The organism is Bacteroides sp. AM16-13 (assembly GCF_003602705.1).
Lineage (GTDB): Bacteria > Bacteroidota > Bacteroidia > Bacteroidales > Bacteroidaceae > Bacteroides > Bacteroides xylanisolvens.
The window spans coordinates 65,160-85,079 of record NZ_QTLK01000002.1 but is presented as its reverse complement, the minus strand read 5'-3'; the positions used below and the strand labels follow the sequence as shown (position 1 = coordinate 85,079).

Here is a 19,920-nt window from a genome sequence, read left to right as displayed (position 1 = left end):
TACGTAAAAACGACAATCTGAATTTGCGCCCTGAAAGGGCATAATTGTATACAGTTCCGCCCTTTCAGGGCTTGTGGCTGGTGTGTCTTTTTCGTAGGGCGTTGCCCTACGCTATATAATTAAGCCCTTTCAGGGCACCCCAATAAATATATAATTGTAAGGCTTTCAGCCTAACTGCTAAATTCCCATTTAACGAATGAAATATATAAATAAAGAATTATGAATAAAAGACCATTTATCATCTTATCAGCTTTTCTGTTGCTATTTTCCTTGATAGAAAAAGGGCAGGCTACAGAAACTTACCGTCCCGAGACATCGGTTGCCGGATTCATCCAGCTTCCCGGTAGCGGGCGACAAGTCTATAATTTCAATCCGGGATGGCGCTTTTTCAGAGGCGATGTCCGGGGAGCAGAAGCGGTAAACTTCGATGACCGTTCCTGGAATGTCGTTTCCACCCCTCATACCGTAGAGTTGATGCCGGCCGAAGGAAGTGGATGCCGCAATTATCAAGGACCGGCTTGGTACCGTAAGCACTTTGTCCTCCCCGCCGAAACAAAAGGGAAACGGGTAGTGCTTCATTTTGAAGCAGCTATGGGCAAACAGATTCTTTATCTGAATGGTAAACGCATCCAGGAACATCTGGGAGGTTATCTGCCTTTTACTTTAGACTTGACCGCCAATGGCGTACAAGCCGGAGACTCCTGTCTGCTCGCTGTTTTCACGGACAACAGTGATGACAAATCCTATCCTCCCGGAAAACGTCAATATACATTAGACTTTGCTTATCATGGTGGCATTTACCGTGATGTATGGATGATTGCCAAATCTCCGGTAGCTATTACTGACGCTATTGATTCACAAATCGTTGGCGGTGGAGGTGTCTTCGTTCATTTTGATAAGATCAGTGAAAAGAGTGCGCAGGTATATGTAAACACCGAAGTTCAGAATGACGACGCCCGTTCCGAGTCAGTCACTGTAGAAACGACTTTGACAGATGCGGATGGAAAAGTAATCAAACGCAGTTCAGGAAAACTTTCTTTAAAGCCGGGAGAGAAAAAATCCATCCGTCAACAGATGGAAGTAAAGAATCCTACTCTTTGGTCACCGGACACACCTTATTTATATAGGGTACAATCACGTATTAAAAAAGGAAATAAATCCATTGACGGAGGCATTACCCGTGTCGGTATTCGTCTGGCAGAATTCCGTGGTAAAGACGGATTCTGGCTGAATGGCAAACCTTTCGGACAACTGGTAGGAGCCAATCGCCATCAGGATTTTGCATACGTAGGCAATGCTTTGCCGAACTCACAGCAATGGCGTGACGCCAAACGTCTGCGTGATGCCGGATGTACCATTATTAGGGTAGCCCATTATCCGCAAGATCCTGCCTTTATGGATGCCTGTGACGAGCTCGGCCTGTTCGTGATTGTCGCTACTCCGGGATGGCAGTACTGGAACAAAGATCCGAAATTCGGGGAGTTGGTTCATCAGAATACCCGCGAAATGATTCGTCGTGACCGTAATCACCCTTCCGTACTGATGTGGGAACCCATCTTGAATGAAACCCGCTATCCGCTCGATTTTGCCTTGAAGGCTCTTGAGATTACCAAAGAAGAATATCCCTATCCGGGACGTCCGGTAGCTGCTGCCGATGTCCATTCTGCCGGAGTGAAAGAGCATTATGACGTTGTTTATGGCTGGCCGGGTGATGATGAAAAGGAAGACAAGCCGGAGCAATGTATCTTTACCCGTGAATTCGGGGAGAATGTAGACGACTGGTATGCTCACAACAATAATAACCGTGCCAGCCGCAGTTGGGGAGAACGCCCGTTACTGGTACAGGCTATGTCCTTGGCAAAGAGCTATGACGAGATGTACCGCACAACCGGTTTGTTTATCGGTGGTGCCCAATGGCATCCGTTCGACCATCAGCGTGGCTACCATCCGGACCCTTATTGGGGCGGTATTTATGATGCTTTCCGTCAGAAAAAATATGCGTATGAAGTATTTCGCAGCCAGTCGCCGGCCAGTCTCCAACACCCATTGGCAGAATGTGGCCCGATGATATTCATTGCTCATGAAATGTCACAGTTCTCCGATAAGGACGTAGTTGTATTCACAAACTGTGATTCAGTCCGCCTTTCTATTTATGATGGAACGAAAACCTGGACGAAACCGGTGGTTCATGCCAAAGGGCACATGCCGAATGCTCCCGTTATATTCGAGAATGTCTGGGACTTTTGGGAAGCACGCGGATATAGCTATACTCAAAAGAACTGGCAAAAAGTGAACATGGTTGCCGAAGGAATCATCGGCGGAAAAGTGGTATGCACTCAAAAGAAAATGCCTTCCCGACGTTCCACCAAACTACGTCTTTATATAGATACTCAAAAAGTGAACCTGATAGCTGATGGCTCCGACTTTATCGTCGTAGTTGCTGAAGTAACCGATGATAGTGGAAATGTGCGCCGTCTGGCGAAAGAGAATATCGTTTTCACGGTAGAAGGTGAAGGAGAAATCATCGGAGATGCTACTATTGGCGCTAATCCCCGTACGGTGGAGTTCGGCTCCGCTCCGGTGTTGATTCGTTCTACCCGGAAAGCCGGAAAAATAAAGGTGAAAGCCCGCGTACAGTTTGAGGGCACTCAAGCTCCGACAGCTACTGAAATTGAACTGGAAAGCGTTCCTGCAGAACTTCCTTTCTGCTATGAGGAACAGACTTATGAAATACAAAGGACAACACCGTCCACTCTCAATGCAAACCCGGGCAAAGAATCATCTGAAGGAAAAGTGCAACTGACAGAAGAAGAACGCCAACGGGTGTTGGATGAAGTAGAACGTCAACAGACTGAATTTGGAACTGAAAAATAGTACGATAAAGTGATTAGCAGGTTAGTGATTAGCGGGGTGACCTGCCAACTTGTTTTTTATATGTTACTAAAGCACTATTCAAAAAAAAAGACTATCTTTGAGTACGTTTAATTCCAATTATAGCCATCAATGAGAAAACGGAATATTCTAATACTATTACTATCCATGATAGGCATGTATGCTTTTGCCTATCCAAATATGATTGTAGAACACTACACGGCTGAACGTGGTTTGCCTAATAATATCGTAAACTGTACATTAAAAGGACAAGACGGATTTATCTGGTTCGGTACCTGGTATGGACTATGCAGCTTTGACGGAAGTAAATTCCGTTCCTACGATAATCATGACGGCTTTTATTCCACAGATATTCCGCCGCGTAAAATTCAGCGTATCGTAGAAGATAAGAATGGTTTTCTGTGGATTAAAACTATCGACCGTAAACTCTATCTGTTCGATAAACGGCATGAGAGCTTTCATGCCGTCTACGACGATGTGAAAGAATATTCCGAAAACATTCAGATTATCAAGATTCAGACGACCGAAGACGGCGACGTATTGTTGCTGACAAAAGATAAAAGCCTTTTGCGTGCGTACACCGACAAGGAAGGTAAAATAACGATGAAACAATTGCATGATTCGCGTCCTAACGTGAACGTGTACGACATGCGTCTGAAACACAACATATTCTGCGAAACAGCCGAATTTATCAATTGGATCGGTATGGATTATCAGATTCTGTCCCTACGGAAAGGGGAAGCGCTTAAAGACAAACCTGCCGACTTTATACAGAAAAAGGTATCTGCTAACCCGGATCAGTTTACTTGTGCCTCCTATAATTCTAAATTCTTATGGTTGGGAGACAAGAAAGGGCATATTTATAGCATTGATCCGCAAAACGGAGTTGTCAACCGTTACGAGATACCGGAAATTAAACAGCCGGTTTCTAATTTGCTGGTAACGGAATCCGGTCTGATGTACATTACCACTAACGAAGGAGCATACGAGTATAATATCGGCTACAAGCAGTTGACCAAGCTCCCCTTTACCATCCCCGAAAAGGACAATGGAATTATATTCTATGATAAATATGATAAGGTATGGTTTCAGGAGGGTAACCAGGCATTGACCTATTATGATCCCCTGAACAGGAGCCATCACCGCTTTACATTCCCCAATCAGAACGCAATCGGCAATTTTGAAATGCAGGATGCCGGCGAACAGGGCATGTTCTTTATGACTCCGGGAGGAGAAATTCTTCTATTCGACAGGGAGAAACTGGAAATGACCCGTATCAACCAATTGAAGCCTTTCTCCGACGATCTTCCCAATCAGCTTTTCTTCCATCTTCTGCTGGATAAAGATGGCATCCTTTGGCTGGCATCTACAAGCAGCGGAGTATACCGGCTTAATTTCCCCAAGAAGCAATTCCAACTGCTGACAGAAGTTTCTCCATCTCCGGTAGTGCCCGAAAGATCGACTTCCTGGAACCAGGGAATACGTGCTCTCTTCCAGGCGCAAAATGGGGATATTTGGGTAGGAACCCGCTGGCAAGCTCTGTATCGCCTGGATCGTAACGGACAAGTGAAACAAATCTTCTCGGATAAGAACTATCTGTTAGGAGCCGTATATCATATTATGGAAGACAAAGACGGTAATCTTTGGTTTTCCACCAAGGGAAACGGGCTTGTTAAAGCCGAACCGGACATGAATTCACCGCACGGGTTGCGTTTTACCCGTTATATCAATGACCCCAAGAATCCGAATTCTATCAGTAACAACGATGTGTACTTTACTTATCAGGACAGTCAGGGACGCATTTGGGTAGGATTACTGGGAGGAGGTCTGAATCTAATTTCCGAAGAGAACGGAGCAATTACCTTTATCCATAAATACAATGGCTTGAAACAATATCCTGCATACGGTCTTTATATGGAGGTGCGTACCATGACGGAAGATGAAGACGGACGTATTTGGGTAGGAACAATGGATGGCCTGATGTCTTTCGACGGACATTTCACTACCCCCGAACAGATCCAGTTTGAAACGTACCGCCAGGTCAGCGAAAATTCAAACGTAGCGGATAATGATATTTATGTACTCTACAAAGATACTGATTCGCAAATCTGGGTAAGTGTATTCGGAGGCGGTTTGAATAAATTAGTCCGCTATGATAAAGAAAAGCGTGAACCGATCTTCAAATCATACGGCATACGCGAAGGAATGAATAACGATGTAGTCAAATCCATCGTAGAAGATAAAAACGGCAACTTGTGGTTTACAACGGAAATTGGCTTGTCCTGCTTCAATAAGGCTACCGAACAGTTTCGTAACTACGACAAATACGACGGTTTCCTGAACGTAGAACTGGAAGAGGGTAGTGCCCTCCGTACCTTGAATGGAGATTTGTGGATTGGTACCCGACAGGGAATCCTGACATTCTCTCCCGACAAACTGGAAACATTGCATACGAACTACGATACACGTATTGTTGACTTTAAAGTTTCCAACCGCGATCTGCGTAGTTTTCGCGAATGTCCGATCCTGAAAGAATCCATCACATACGCCAAAGCAATCGAACTGAACTACAATCAATCCATGTTCACGATTGAATTTGCCGCATTGAATTTCTATAATCAGAACCGGGTATCTTACCGATATATACTTGAAGGATATGAAAAAGAATGGCATTATAACGGAAAGAATCGTATCGCTTCTTACACCAACGTACCTCCCGGCGACTATACATTCCGTGTAGAAACCGTAGATGAAGCCAATCCGGAGCTGGTTTCCAACTGTACACTGGCCATCACTATCCTTCCACCGTGGTGGTTGAGCTGGTGGGCAACCCTTATATATGTAATTCTAGGTTTGGCAGCTCTCTATTTCAGCCTGCGCCTGGCTTTCTTCATGCTCAAAATGAAGAATGATATTTATATCGAGCAGAAGGTATCGGAGATGAAAATCAAGTTCTTTACCAATATCTCCCATGAATTGCGCACTCCTTTGACATTGATAAAAGGTCCGATACAGGAACTAAGAGAACGCGAAAAGCTCTCTCCGAAAGGATTGCAATATGTGGATCTGATGGAGAAGAACACCAATCAAATGCTGCAATTAGTGAATCAGATCCTTGATTTCCGGAAGATTCAGAACGGCAAGATGCGTTTGCATGTGTCATTAATTGATTTTAATGAGATGATAGCTTCTTTCCAGAAAGAATTCCGGGTACTTTCCGAGGAAAACGAGATCAGTTTTACTTTCCAGTTGCCGGATGAACCGATTATGGTATGGGCGGACAAGGAAAAAATGAGCATTGTTATCCGCAACATCATATCCAACGCATTCAAATTCACTCATTCCGGAGGAAGTATTTATATAACTACCGGATTGACAGACGACGGTAAACGTTGTTACGTACGGGTGGAAGATAACGGAGTAGGTATTCCACAAAATAAACTGACCGAGATTTTCGAACGCTTCTCGCAAGGAGAGAACGCGAAAAACTCCTATTATCAGGGCACGGGTATCGGATTGGCACTTTCAAAAGAGATCGTCAATCTGCATCACGGACAGATTCGTGCCGAAAGTCCCGAAGGACAAGGAGCGGTGTTTATTGTAGAACTCCTGATGGATAAGGAGCATTACCGCCCGTCAGAAGTAGACTTCTATGTGGGAGATACGGAGACAGCCCCTATTGCGGTAGAACAAGATCCTGTTGCAAATGCCATATCCGAAGACGGTACGGAGGAAGAAGAACCGGAAATCGACGCTTCATTACCGACCCTTCTGTTGGTGGAAGATAACAAAGACCTTTGCCAGTTGATAAAGCTTCAGTTGGAAGACAAGTTTAATATCCATATTGCCAATAACGGAGTGGAAGGTTTGAAGAAAGTACATCTGTATCATCCGGATATTGTGGTGACCGATCAGATGATGCCCGAAATGGATGGGCTTGAAATGTTGCAATCCATCCGCAAAGATTTCCAAATCAGCCATATCCCTGTCATTATCCTGACTGCGAAGAATGATGAAGGCGCCAAGACCAAAGCGATCACTTTAGGGGCGAACGCCTACATCACCAAACCTTTCAGTAAGGAATATCTGTTGGCACGTATCGACCAGTTGCTTGCCGAACGGAAACTGTTCCGTGAACGAATCCGTCAGCAAATGGAAAACCAGACGACGACCGAAGAAGACAGCTACGAACAATTTTTGGTAAAGAAAGACGTACAGTTCCTCGAAAAGATACATCAGGTCATTGAAGAAAATATGGACGACAGTGACTTTAACATTGACACCATAGCATCCGGTATCGGATTGAGCCGTTCGGCATTCTTCAAGAAACTGAAGAGTCTTACCGGCCTGGCACCCGTCGACCTGGTAAAAGAGATTCGTTTGAATAAATCTATCGAACTGATTAAAAATACGGATTTAAGTGTTTCCGAAATTGCTTTTGCTGTCGGATTCAAGGATTCGGGATATTATAGTAAGTGTTTCCGGAAAAAATATAATCAGTCCCCTCGCGAATATATGAATGAATGGCGGAAAGGAGAGAGATAACCGATTACAAAATGCTTTCTTAATCGTCCTTTTAGAAACCTAATTAAGATTCGAAAGAATGAACAACATTAAGAAAGTATTATCAGCGTGGATGCTGGTTGCCTGTGTACTACCTGTGGCAGCCCAGTATCCTGTAATTCCGGACTCGGTAAAAGCAAGAGGAGCAAAACAAGAAGCGGAGTTTGAACGGAAATCGGATGCGGCATGGGAAAAAGCTTTGCCGACAGTGTTAGAAGAAGCAAAGAAAGGTCGTCCCTATAAGCCTTGGGCCTCCAAACCCGAAGATTTGATAAAAAGTAATATCCCGGCTTTCCCCGGCGCGGAAGGCGGAGGTATGTATACTCCCGGTGGTCGTGGAGGTAAAGTGATCGTGGTCACTTCGCTGGAAGATTCCGGTCCCGGAACATTACGCGAAGCCTGCGAAACGGGAGGTGCACGTATTATTGTATTCAATGTAGCGGGAGTGATTCGTTTGAAAAGCCCGATTAGCGTACGTGCCCCTTATGTAACGATTGCCGGACAAACAGCTCCCGGAGATGGTATCTGCGTCACCGGACAATCTTTCCTGATCGATACACACGATGTCGTGATTCGCCACATGCGCTTCCGTCGCGGTGCGCAGGACGTAGCTTTCCGTGATGATGCAGTAGGAGGGAATGCGGTTGGAAATATCATGATTGACCATTGCTCCGCCAGTTGGGGATTGGATGAAAACATGTCTATCTACCGTCATGTATACAACAGAGGGGCAGATGGACACGGGCTGAAACTTCCGACGGTAAACATTACCATCCAGAATTCTATTTTCTCTGAAGCATTGGATACCTACAATCATGCTTTCGGTGCAACCATCGGTGGGCATAACAGTATGTTCTGCCGTAATCTTTTTGCTTCCAACATCAGCCGGAATAGTTCGGTAGGTATGGACGGCGACTTTAACTTCGTCAATAATGTTGTTTTCAACTGGTGGAACCGTTCCGTAGACGGAGGCGATCACAACAGTTTCTACAATATGATAAACAACTACTTCAAGCCCGGTCCGATCACTCCGATAGGTAAACCGATTTCTTATCGTATTCTCAAACCGGAAGCGGGACGTGACAAAAACAGACCGCTTTCATTCGGAAAAGCATACGTAAATGGAAATATTATCCATGGCAATGCCAAAGTTACAAAAGATAATTGGGACGGAGGCGTACAACTTAAAGAAGAGGTGGACGCCGCAAAGTTTCTGCCGCTAATTAAATCGGACGAGGCTTTTAAAATGCCACCGGTAACTGTAATGGATACCAAAAAAGCTTATACCTTTGTATTAGATAATGTAGGAGCTAATTTTCCGAAACGTGACGCAGTAGATGCACGTGTCATTAAAACCGTACAAACAGGAAAGGCCATTTATGCGAAAGATGCACCGGAGTTTGTCTCTCCTTACGTGAAGAGACGGTTACCGGCTGATTCTTACAAGCAAGGTATCATCACAGATATTCGTCAGGTAGGCGGACTGCCCGAATATAAAGGTGAAGCGGTAGTAGACTCGGACGGCGACGGTATGCCGGATGCTTGGGAAATTGCCAACGGATTGAATCCGAACGACCCGGCTGACGCAAACATGGACTGCAACGGTGACGGATATACCAATATTGAAAAATACATCAATGGTATAGACACCAGAAAGAAAGTGGATTGGACAGACTTGAAGAACAATTACGATACATTGTCTAAACGGAAAAGTCTGTTGTAACCGGATGAAAAGAGATTAAAGTTTATTGTAATGAATATACAAGTAAGAACAATCCTTTTAGGATTATTGAGCATTGGGTTTGTGCAAAGTTATGCGCAAACCTTTGCTTTACAGGTTAAGAATGACCAGATCACTTACCTGAATGATGATCGGGGAAACCGGATTCTCGATTTCTCTACATGCGGATATAAATCCTCCGAACAGGATATTCCTTCTGTCCGCAATGTGGTGTTTGTACCCTGGAAAGCCGGAGATAATACTGCGCGTATTCAACGTGCCATTGATTATGTAGCTTCGCTGGCCCCTGACGCTTCCGGTTTTCGGGGAGCCGTATTACTCGATCAGGGAGAGTTTTCCCTGTCCGGCAGTATTCGTATCTCCGCATCCGGAATTGTATTGCGGGGTACGGATAAAGAAAAAACAATACTGCTGAAAAAGGGCGTAGACAGAGGTGCGCTTATCTACATGGAAGGAGTGGACGACCTGAATGTGCAAGACACATTGAAGGTGCTTTCCCACTATGTTCCGGTAAACGCGAGAACATTGGAAGTCGCTTCGGGTGTTTCTCTGAAAAAAGGAGACCGCGTCATGGTTACCCGTCCTTCCGGCAAAGAATGGATTGCCTCTTTGGGTTGTGATATCTTTGGAGGAGGTATCAGTGCTTTGGGATGGAAAGAAGGTGACATGGATCTGACTTGGGACAGAACAGTCTGCGAAGTAAACGGCAACCAGGTAACACTGGATGCTCCGCTGACCGTAGCTTTGGATGCTAACTATGGAACTTCTTCCCTGTTGACTTATCAATGGAACGGACGTATTCACGATTGTGGCGTAGAAAATATGACACTGATTTCTGATTACGACAAACGTTATCCTAAAGACGAGGATCATTGCTGGACAGGTATCTCCATTGAAGATGCGGAAAACTGTTGGGTGAGACTGGTTAATTTCAAGCATTTTGCAGGAAGTGCTGTAATTGTTCAGCGTACAGGTTCCAAAATTACCGTTGAAGACTGTATCTCGAAAGAACCCGTTTCAGAAATCGGAGGGATGCGTCGTTGCACTTTCCATACGCTGGGACAACAAACTTTATTTCAACGCTGCTATTCGGAACAGGGTATTCATGACTTTGCTGCCGGATATTGTGCAGCCGGTCCCAACGCTTTTGTACAATGTGATTCGTATGAATCTTTGGGATTCAGTGGTTCTATTGATGCCTGGGCGTGCGGACTGTTGTTTGACGTAGTAAATATCGACGGTCATAACCTGACTTTCAAGAATTTGGGACAAGATAAAAACGGAGCCGGTTGGAATACGGCAAACAGCTTGTTTTGGCAATGTACCGCAGCGGAAATCGAATGTTATGCCCCGGCAAAAGATGCGATGAACCGTGCATACGGTTGTTGGGCACAATTCTCCGGTGACGGTGAATGGGCACAATCCAACAATCATGTACAACCTCGCAGTATTTTTTATGCTCAATTGGAAGAACGGTTAAACAAAGAATGTGCAGAACGTGCACGTATTCTGCCCAGAAATACAAGTGCAACCAGTAGTCCTACAGTGGAAGTAGCTATGGAACTCGCTAAAGAAGCATATAATTCACGGTTGACGTTGGAACATTGGATAGGTGATAATAAGTTTGCTCCTTCGGTGGCATCAACCGGAGTAAAATCAATTGATGATATTAAAGAGAAAAAGAGCGCTGCACTTTCAAATTCTTCTTCTTTTTCTGCTGCTAAATTATTAACCCAACCGGAAGTAACTGTAACCAATGGACGTATTCAGATGGACGGAGCTCTATTGGTTGGAGGTAGTCATACCACCCCTTGGTGGAACGGAAAGCTCAAAACCAATTATCTGAAAAAGGCAAGTCCGGCCATCACCCGCTTTGTGCCGGGACGCGAAGGATTGGGATTAACCGACCGCATTGATTCTGTAGTCGACTTTATGAAACAGAAAAACATTCTTGTTTTCGATCAGAATTACGGTCTTTGGTATGATCGTCGCCGGGATGACCACGAACGGGTTCGCCGTCGGGATGGCGATGTATGGGGACCTTTCTATGAACAGCCATTCGGTCGTAGCGGTCAGGGAACAGCATGGGAAGGATTGAGCAAATATGATTTGAAACGCCCTAATGCATGGTACTGGAGCCGCTTAAAAGAATTTGCGGAAAAAGGAAATAAGGACGGACTGCTGTTGTTCCATGAAAACTATTTCCAGCACAATATATTGGAAGCCGGTGCGCATTGGGTAGATTCTCCATGGAGAAGCAGCAATAACATCAATCAGACCGGATTTCCTGAACCTGCTCCATTTGCCGGAGACAAACGAATCTTTGTAGCGGATATGTTCTATGATATCAGTCATCCTGTCCGTCGTGAACTGCACAGACAATATATCCGCCAATGCCTGAATAACTTCGCGGACAATTCGAATGTTATTCAGTTGACAAGCGCCGAATTTACAGGCCCGTTGCACTTCGTACAATTTTGGTTGGACGTGATAGCCGAATGGGAAACTGAAAACGGAAAGAAAGCAAAAGTGGCATTGAGTACAACGAAAGACGTACAGGATGCAATCCTTGCAGATCCTAAACGCGCTGCCGTAGTAGATATTATTGATATTCGATACTGGCATTATAAGACGGATGGAATCTTTGCGCCGGAAGGTGGAAAGAATATGGCGCCACGTCAGCACATGCGTAAGATGAAAGTAGGAAAGGTGACTTTCACAGAAGCATATAAAGCTGTCAATGAGTATCGTCAGAAATTTCCTCAAAAGGCAGTGACATTCTACGCACAGAATTATCCGGCTATGGGATGGGCTGTATTCATGGCGGGAGGTTCATGTCCTGTAATTCCGTGCACAGATAAAGCGTTCCTGAAGGATGCAGCAGCCATGGAAGTGGAAGAAACAAATACGGATGAGTACAAGAAAATGGTAAAATCTGATATTGGAAGTATCATTTATTCCAAGTCTGGAACAGAAATTCCTGTTCAATTATCGTCCGGAAAGTATGTATTAAAGTACATTCATCCTGCTTCCGGAAAGATTGAAACGATAAATAAATCACTGGAAATAAATGGCTTATACAATCTAAAGATGCCAGATAAGAAAGAAGGCATTTATTGGTTCCATAAGTTATAAAGCAAAGAATCCCGTTGAAGACCATTCAGCGGGATTTTTGCTTTTTATTGGTAATTTCTAGTAAAAGAGTGTTATAAAACATGATACTTGTTTTTTCAATCCACAAACCAGATTTTACCTAACGTTGCGGTCGATACTGCTTAGTTTTGCAACATCAAATCAATCGAATTAATGCTATGATGGAACAGACTAATCATTCAACCGACACTTTGCTCGCTTCTTTTCAAGCGGGAAACATGGCAGCTTTTTCACAGCTGTATAACTTGCACATCAACGTCCTTTTTAATTACGGATTGAAGTTGACCATTGATAAAGAGTTACTGAAAGATTGTATTCATGACATCTTCGTGAAACTCTATACAAAGAAAGATGAATTAGGAACAATCGATAATTTGAGATCTTATTTATTCATCTCCTTAAAGAATAAGTTGTGTGATGAACTTCGCAGACGTATGTATATGACTGATACGGCAGTAGAAGAAGTTAGCATATCCACTCCTACAGATGTAGAAGATGATTATATGGAAGAAGAGCAACGCAAGAATGAATTTTCATTGGTTAGACGTCTGCTGGATCAATTATCTCCCCGCCAACGTGAAGCGCTTACATTATATTATATAGAAGAAAAGAAATACGAAGATATCTGCGAGATTATGAATATGAATTATCAGTCTGTACGCAACTTGATGCATCGCGGATTGACAAAGTTGCGTAGTCTGGCAAGTTAATTTTAGTAAAAAGGTAAATGGGTTGAGTACATAGACAGGATAACGCCGTCCTACTTATGTAAACGCTTAAAAAGGATGCGATATGTGCTCAAAGGTAATGGATTTTTTGACGGATGATGATTTTATCAACTATGTGCTGGGGGTAACTCCGCAATCAGCTTCCCAATGGGAAACTTATTTCAGAGAGCACCCGGAAGAGATGGCAGATGCAGAAGAAGCTAAAGCTGTATTATTGGCTCCGGCAAATGTAGACTGTGGCTTCTCAATAGTTGAAAATAACGAATTGAAAGATAGGATTATTAGTAGTATAAAAGATTTTTCGGGTATTTTGTAGATAGGTTAGTATAGTTAAGATAAAGTAGTTAGGTTAGTTAAGGCATTAAAAGATTGACGCGGCCTTTCACAGGAGGTTTAATTTTAAACACTGTGAAAGGCTGCGTTTTTTATTTGTTCTATTCAGGTTTATCGCCGGATTCCTGAATATCGAAAGCACTACTGAAACTGACAATTAATACGATGCATCCGCCCAATATGCCGATGATCATATAAGCGATACGGATATCGAACGCCTGCGAGATGGCACCGATAAGCAGGGGAGCAATCAACGAACCTATAAAACTGATACTTGACAGAATGGTAAGTGCAATACTGACCGGTGTTTTTGATTTGGCTCCCACGAAGCTGTACAAAGTAGGCACAATGCAGGATATTCCCAAGCCGACCAGCATGAAACCTAAAGAATTGATGATTACTTTCATGGCCATAGATTCGAAAACTCCTCCTAACAGGGCAGAAACAAAAAAGCCGATGCAGATAAAGCTGCCCGCCAGTTGCAGGACTTTCTTCTTTCCCCAAAGCTGATAAGCATAGTTAGTCAGGAAACGGCCCGTTGCCATCATAATCATAAATACAAGAAAACCGATTTGCAATGATTTAGGTACGTGAACCACTGATTCGAAATAAACGGCACTCCAGTCGAACATTGCGCTTTCTACAATCAGCGCAAACAGTCCGACAAGTCCTAACTGCAAAAGCAACATTTCCGGTTTTTGAAATAACAGGCGAAAACCATTGGGAGCTTTGGCTGTATTTCTTTCCTGCGTCTTTGTATCAGAAACTTCCGCTTCCTGCGGTGTGCTCTCCTGCAAATATTTCCGCCCGGAAAGTGCAATTATAAGGATGATAATAAATATCAGTGTATAATGCCAGATGGGGGAGACTCCTGCCAAAATCATCACGAAGCCGATAAGTGCTCCTGCACATGCCCCCAGACTCCATCCTCCATGAAAAGTGGCCATAATGGTTTTACCATAGATACGTTCCACCTCAATGCCTTGTGTATTGAATGATATATCACACAAATTCCAGCACACCCCGAAGCAGAAGAGCAGAAAGCCTAAAAGATAGACCTCATGAGCCAGCCCGATGCAAAGCAGAGATGAAGCGTATCCCAGGATACTGACCTGTACCATGCTCCGGCTTCCTAACTTCGAAACAAGATAACCAGCCAAGGGGATCGCGACAAATTTTCCGACAGGGATCATAAATAAAATCAGTCCCCAGTAGAAAGCATAATTTGCGGCAAAAACGTCTTTGAAATCAGGGATTCGGCTGGCCCAACTTGCCATACAAAGTCCTTGGGCAAAGAAAAAAGTCAATATGGCAAAACGTATTCTCTCTTTAGGATGCGTAAATTGGTTATTCATGCATTTTTTATTTTTAATCGCGGCAAAGGTATCTATTTTTTTTGTACTTTTGCGCCCGATTTAAAAATATCATATTCATGAAGACAGGCGAATCTTTATTATCCATAGGTAAATTTATTGCAGAATATTCAGCCCATTTAATGGGGGCCGGAGTACACACCTCGCGGGTGGTACGCAACACAAAGCGTATTGGAGAGGCTTTCGGACTAGATGTCAAATTAAGCGTATTTCATAGAAACATCATTCTGACCATTATAGACAAAGAAACAAACGAAGCTTGTAACGAGGTTATAGACATTCCTGCACACCCGATCAGTTTTGAACATAATTCAGAGTTAAGCGCATTGAGCTGGGAAGCAGTAGACAATCATTTGTCATTGGAAGAATTGAAAGATAAATACAAGAAGATCATTTCTGCTCCGCGGATACACTCTCTTTTCGTATTATTATTAGTAGGATTTGCCAATGCCTCTTTCTGTAAATTATTCGGCGGTGATTTAATTTCGATGGGAATCGTGTTCTCGGCTACCATTACAGGATTCTACCTGAAACAACAAATGCAGGCGAAAAAGATCAATCATTATGTTGTATTTATTGTTTCGGCTTTTGTTGCTTCCCTGTGTGCTTCTACCGCACTGATTTTCGATACAACTTCGGAGATTGCCATGGCAACCAGCGTGCTTTATCTTGTGCCTGGGGTTCCCTTGATTAATGGCGTGATTGATATAGTGGAGGGATATGTATTAACAGGATTTGCCCGTCTGACAGAGGCTTCTTTGTTGATTGTCAGCATCGCTATCGGACTTTCCTTCACATTATTAATGGTAAAAAACAGTTTAATTTGATATGATAGCACTTGACATTCTTACGGATGGATTTTTTGCAGCAGTAGCAGGTATAGGATTTGGGGCGATTTCCGATCCTCCTTTGCGTGCATTCAAGATGATTGCCATACTGGCAGCATTGGGACACGCCTGTCGTTTTTGTTTGATGACCTATTTAGGCGTGGATATTGCCACAGGTTCGTTGTTTGCCGGATTAGTCATCGGCTTCGGTAGTTTGTGGTTAGGGAAAAAGGTATATTGCCCGATGACAGTATTGTACATTCCGGCGTTACTTCCTATGATTCCGGGAAAGTTTGCATACAACATGGTATTTTCACTTATCATGTGTCTGCAAAATGTGAATGATCCGGATAAGCTGGACAAGTTTATGTCGATGTTCTTCTCTAATACTCTGATAGCAAGCACAGTGATTTTCATGTTGGCGGTAGGAGCTACGTTCCCGATGTTCCTGTTCCCACATAGAGCCTTTTCATTAACAAGACACTAAAACGAACTTTTATGGAGATTTTTTGGAGAACAATTGCATATTATAATTCAGCTACCTGGCTGTTACAGATAGTTATCATTCTGATTGGCATTGCATTGACCGGATTGCTTATCGGTCGACCACGTCCGTGGGTGAAAATGGCGATGAAGTTCTATATGATAGGTCTGTATACGTGGATTTCTCTGGTCTACTATTATATCTACTGTGAAGAGCGTAGTTATAATGGAGTAATGGCTATGTTTTGGGGTGTGATGGCTATCATTTGGATATGGGATGCGATTACGGGATATACTACCTTCGAACGTACCCACAAATATGATTTGCTGTCTTATGTCCTGTTGGCAATGCCTTTTATATACCCTTTGGTTTCATTGGCACGCGGTCTCTCATTCCCGGAAATGACTTCTCCGGTCATGCCTTGTTCGGTAGTGGTGTTTACTATCGGATTATTATTGCTGTTTGCACAAAAGGTCAATATGTTTTTGGTATTGTTCCTTTGCCATTGGTCACTGATCGGATTATCCAAAACATATTTCTTTCAGATTCCGGAAGATTTCTTGTTGGCAAGTGCCACAATCCCCGGCCTGTATCTTTTCTTTAGGGAGTATTTCCTGAATAATCTTCATGCAGATACCAAGCCGAAAGCCAAATATATCAATTGGCTGTTGATAAGCGTTTGCGTCGGACTGGCCGTGTTGCTGACTACTACTATGTTTTTGGAATTGGTTCCGAAAGGTTAATCCGGAAACATAGAAGATATTCAAATCAAAAAAAGAGGCCGTTCAAAAAAGCCTTGATCTTATAAAATCGTCCTTACTACGATAGGTTGTAGTAAGGACGATTTTTCTTTTAGGAACTTTGGGAACAGTTTCTTTTATATATCGTATCGTTTACTTAATTGCGTAGAATATCCGTAAGGCATACTGCATCACTGCATCAGGCAACCATTTTTTGCTCTTCGCAAACAATACCTGTATCCAGGGACCTACTTTCGTCCGAAAAGGAGGATTGGTACGTTCCACTATCTTACAGATGGCAGCACCCAACTTCTGCGGATGGCATCCATTACGTTCTTCTTTTTCTATAATCTCTAATGATTTCAGAAAACTTTCTCCGTAATCGGCATCCAGTCTTGTCTGTTCAGAAATATTCCGGTTATCAGTAAATCCGGTGTTGAAATCTCCCGGTTCTACTACACAAACCTTTATATGGAACGGATGAACCTCTAAAGCTAATGCTTCGCTATATCCCTCCACTGCAAATTTCGAAGCAGAATAAAATCCCTGATAGGGGATTCCCATTACACCACCGATAGAACTGATATTGATAATCTTGCCTTTTCGCGCCTTTCGCATAGATGGCAAAACAGCTTTACACATATTCACTACACCGAAGAAGTTTGTATTCATTTGTATATTCACTTCTTCTTCAGTGGCAAGTTCCAATGCGCCGCCGATACCTATTCCAGCATTATTAATCAATACATCAATCCGTCCCTGCTCCGATAGAATCCTCTCTACGGCTTGACAAACGGAAAAGGAATTGGTAACATCGACAACAAGCATCTTTACTTGATTCATGTCTTCGGAAGGTTTCCGGCTTGTTCCATAAACGATGTGCCCACGTTCCGATAACATTTGAGCGGTAATCTTGCCGAATCCGGAAGATGCTCCGGTGATAAGTATGACTTGTGGTTGCATATTTTTTATTTGCGGTATGGTACTAACTGCTCAATTATCGTTTCTCCAAGATAGCAGTCATTTCTTCCCGCCAATCCGCACCATTCTTCGGTTGGAACGTTTCAAATCCGAGTTTCTTGCCTATATGGATATTTGAAGCGCCGTCATCTACAAATAATGTTTCGGAAGGAATGATATTACAATCATTCACCATAAATTCGAAAATTTCGGGTGCAGGTTTCGTGTGACCGACCTGATAAGACAAATATAGTTTGTCACAATAATCATTCAACGGCTTTTTCTTCGATGAGAAATCGGGGCTGCATGCCCACGACATAACAAAAGGATTGGTATTACTTAGAATATACACATGATAAGACTTTCTCAATTCCAATATATAATCGAGTTTATTTAGATTCACTTCATTGAAAAAGCCCAGCCATGCCTGTTTGGTTTCCTCCATCGTCAATGGACGACCACATAAATCCCCCAGTTGTTTCTGAAACTCATCCGCGCTTAGCTTTCCTTCTTCCAGTTCTTGAAAGATGCCGGTCTGGTGATATTTATCCAGCCGGGTATCAGCATCTGCCAGTCCCAGTTTGATAAATGCCTGAACCGCTTTGTCACGATCAATATCTACAATCACTCCTCCAAAATCAAATACAATGTTTTTAATCATGATATATAATTTTCTTGTTTGCTACAAAGATACGGCTTATCTTCTTAATTAATAGCCCGCAACGGCTTGATATTTGTCAAAAAAACATAGTGACGCTATCCTGTCAGGATAGTGACGCCATTTAGCAAGGATAGTGTCACTATAAGAACAGAATAGCGTCACTATATTTTGTGTAACTTATAGAAGCATAAATGCCGATTATTTTTTATATTTGCAAATCCAATCAATCCTTTGCAAAGACAAAAATAGAGTTATGAATAATCTTCGAATTTTATTGTATATGATGCTCCTTTCACTGGCTGCCTGTCATCCGGAAGGGACGAGCGTGAAGCAAGGGCTGGACAAGGCTGCGCAACTGATGGAGCAGGACCCTGATACAGCATCCATTATTCTTGAGACTATTCAGTCAAGCCAAATGAATGAGGCTCAACTGGCAGAGTATAATTTATTGTGTACCCAGCTCAACGAGGATAAAAACATTCCTCATTCCTCTGATAAGCAGATTAGGCAGGCGGCATCTTATTATGAGAAACACGGTGATGAATATCAAAAATCTAAAGTATATTATTATCTTGCCTGTGTAGAAAGTGATTTGGAACAGAAAGAGGATGCAGAAATCCACTTTAAGGAGGCAATCAAACTTGCCAAAGAAACAGAGGAATACGATCATCTGGCAAAAATATGCAAACGATGTAGTCTTTATTATCAGAAATACGGTAACTTTGATGAAGCACTGGAAATGGAAAGAAAGGCATACGCCAGTCAGTTGATGTTAAACGATAACAAAAGTGATTCTTCGGTCATTCTGTCTTCTGCTTTAGGTATGTTTGGTGTGATGTCTTTGTTGCTTGGACTACTCTGGAAGAAAAACCGGCACGCACTTTCCCAACTGGATCTTTTCAAAGAGGAAATACTGAAGAAAGATGTCGAGTCGGATAAGCTGATGTTGCAATGTAATCATCTCGAAGAGAAGTATCAGTCTCTTCAGTTACATATCTATGAAAGTTCTCCGGTTGTCTCAAAAGTACGGCAGTTTAAGGAACGGAATGTTTTGTCTTCTAAAATCCCTTCTTTCTCCGAGAAAGACTGGACAGAGTTGCTGCGACTTCAAGAGAATGTCTATGGACTTGTCTCTAAATTGAAAGAGATAAGTCCAAAACTCACAGAAGAAGATTTAAGGGTATGTGCTTTTCTACGGGAAGGAGTTCAACCGGCTTATTTTGCTGATTTAATGAAACTTACTACCGAAACGCTGACACGAAGAATTTCCAGAATAAAAACGGAGAAACTGATGCTGGTAAACTCGAAAGAATCATTGGAAGATATTGTTAAGTCATTGGGGGCTTCACCACTTTAACGGAGAAATTTATTTCAGTGCAGAAATGAATGAAAGTTTTGTCTACTATAAAGTTGAAAAAACATAAAACATCTGCCACCTGCAACGAAAAGCGTGTAATATACTAGT

Annotated in this window: 13 protein-coding genes; 10 read left to right on the top strand and 3 right to left on the bottom strand. The window is 42.9% G+C overall.

Features of this window, described 5'->3' with window-relative positions; all coding sequences use genetic code 11:
- Window positions 1–219: 219 nt before the first annotated feature.
- The 6 genes from DW173_RS01815 (at window position 220) to DW173_RS01790 (ending at window position 13,393) form a co-directional block, all read left to right on the top strand.
- Window positions 220–2,874, top strand: a complete 2,655-nt coding sequence (locus tag DW173_RS01815) for a glycoside hydrolase family 2 protein (protein WP_049702852.1) — start codon at window positions 220–222, stop codon at window positions 2,872–2,874.
- A 129-nt stretch (window positions 2,875–3,003) separates the two neighbouring features.
- Complete coding sequence (locus DW173_RS01810) at window positions 3,004–7,437, top strand: two-component regulator propeller domain-containing protein (RefSeq protein ID WP_080598056.1); 4,434 nt, start codon at window positions 3,004–3,006, stop codon at window positions 7,435–7,437.
- Between the two features lie 58 nt (window positions 7,438–7,495).
- Window positions 7,496–9,178, top strand: a complete 1,683-nt coding sequence (locus DW173_RS01805; RefSeq protein ID WP_004314326.1) for a polysaccharide lyase — start codon at window positions 7,496–7,498, stop codon at window positions 9,176–9,178.
- 30 nt (window positions 9,179–9,208) lie between these two features.
- The gene (locus tag DW173_RS01800) at window positions 9,209–12,331 is read left to right on the top strand and encodes a DUF6298 domain-containing protein (RefSeq protein ID WP_120143528.1); all 3,123 of its coding nucleotides are present in this window, start codon (window positions 9,209–9,211) and stop codon (window positions 12,329–12,331) included.
- A 176-nt stretch (window positions 12,332–12,507) separates the two neighbouring features.
- On the top strand, window positions 12,508–13,059 hold the full coding sequence (locus DW173_RS01795; protein WP_165861914.1) for an RNA polymerase sigma factor: 552 nt from the start codon (window positions 12,508–12,510) through the stop codon (window positions 13,057–13,059).
- Window positions 13,060–13,141: 82 nt separating this feature from the next.
- Window positions 13,142–13,393, top strand: coding sequence for a hypothetical protein (locus DW173_RS01790; RefSeq protein ID WP_004309749.1), 252 nt, complete (start codon window positions 13,142–13,144; stop codon window positions 13,391–13,393).
- A gap of 118 nt (window positions 13,394–13,511) precedes the next feature.
- On the opposite strand, the gene DW173_RS01785 is transcribed toward DW173_RS01790, so the two are convergent.
- Window positions 13,512–14,765, bottom strand: a complete 1,254-nt coding sequence (locus DW173_RS01785) for an MFS transporter (protein ID WP_117808873.1) — start codon at window positions 14,763–14,765, stop codon at window positions 13,512–13,514.
- Window positions 14,766–14,842: 77 nt separating this feature from the next.
- Between DW173_RS01785 and DW173_RS01780 the strand changes: the two genes are divergently transcribed.
- Genes DW173_RS01780 through DW173_RS01770 form a run of 3 tightly spaced genes read left to right on the top strand, consistent with a single transcriptional unit; the run spans window position 14,843 to window position 16,837 of the window.
- On the top strand, window positions 14,843–15,610 hold the full coding sequence (locus DW173_RS01780) for a threonine/serine exporter family protein (RefSeq protein WP_008775697.1): 768 nt from the start codon (window positions 14,843–14,845) through the stop codon (window positions 15,608–15,610).
- A 1-nt stretch (window position 15,611) separates the two neighbouring features.
- Entirely contained in the window at window positions 15,612–16,097 is a 486-nt protein-coding gene (locus DW173_RS01775; RefSeq protein ID WP_004318282.1) for a threonine/serine exporter family protein, read from the top strand.
- A gap of 11 nt (window positions 16,098–16,108) precedes the next feature.
- Window positions 16,109–16,837 carry a DUF6064 family protein gene (locus DW173_RS01770; protein ID WP_004296021.1) on the top strand — a complete coding sequence of 243 codons (729 nt, stop codon included), beginning with the start codon at window positions 16,109–16,111 and terminating at the stop codon, window positions 16,835–16,837.
- Window positions 16,838–16,987: 150 nt separating this feature from the next.
- Here DW173_RS01770 and DW173_RS01765 read toward each other — a convergent pair whose 3' ends face one another.
- Together DW173_RS01765 and DW173_RS01760 are read right to left on the bottom strand one after the other, a co-directional pair.
- Complete coding sequence (locus tag DW173_RS01765) at window positions 16,988–17,797, bottom strand: SDR family oxidoreductase (protein ID WP_087319027.1); 810 nt, start codon at window positions 17,795–17,797, stop codon at window positions 16,988–16,990.
- Window positions 17,798–17,831: 34 nt separating this feature from the next.
- Entirely contained in the window at window positions 17,832–18,455 is a 624-nt protein-coding gene (locus DW173_RS01760; protein ID WP_087319026.1) for an HAD family hydrolase, read from the bottom strand.
- Window positions 18,456–18,708: 253 nt separating this feature from the next.
- Here DW173_RS01760 and DW173_RS01755 point away from each other — a divergent pair, with 253 nt between their 5' ends.
- On the top strand, window positions 18,709–19,812 hold the full coding sequence (locus DW173_RS01755) for a tetratricopeptide repeat protein (RefSeq protein ID WP_087319025.1): 1,104 nt from the start codon (window positions 18,709–18,711) through the stop codon (window positions 19,810–19,812).
- Window positions 19,813–19,920: the final 108 nt, after the last annotated feature.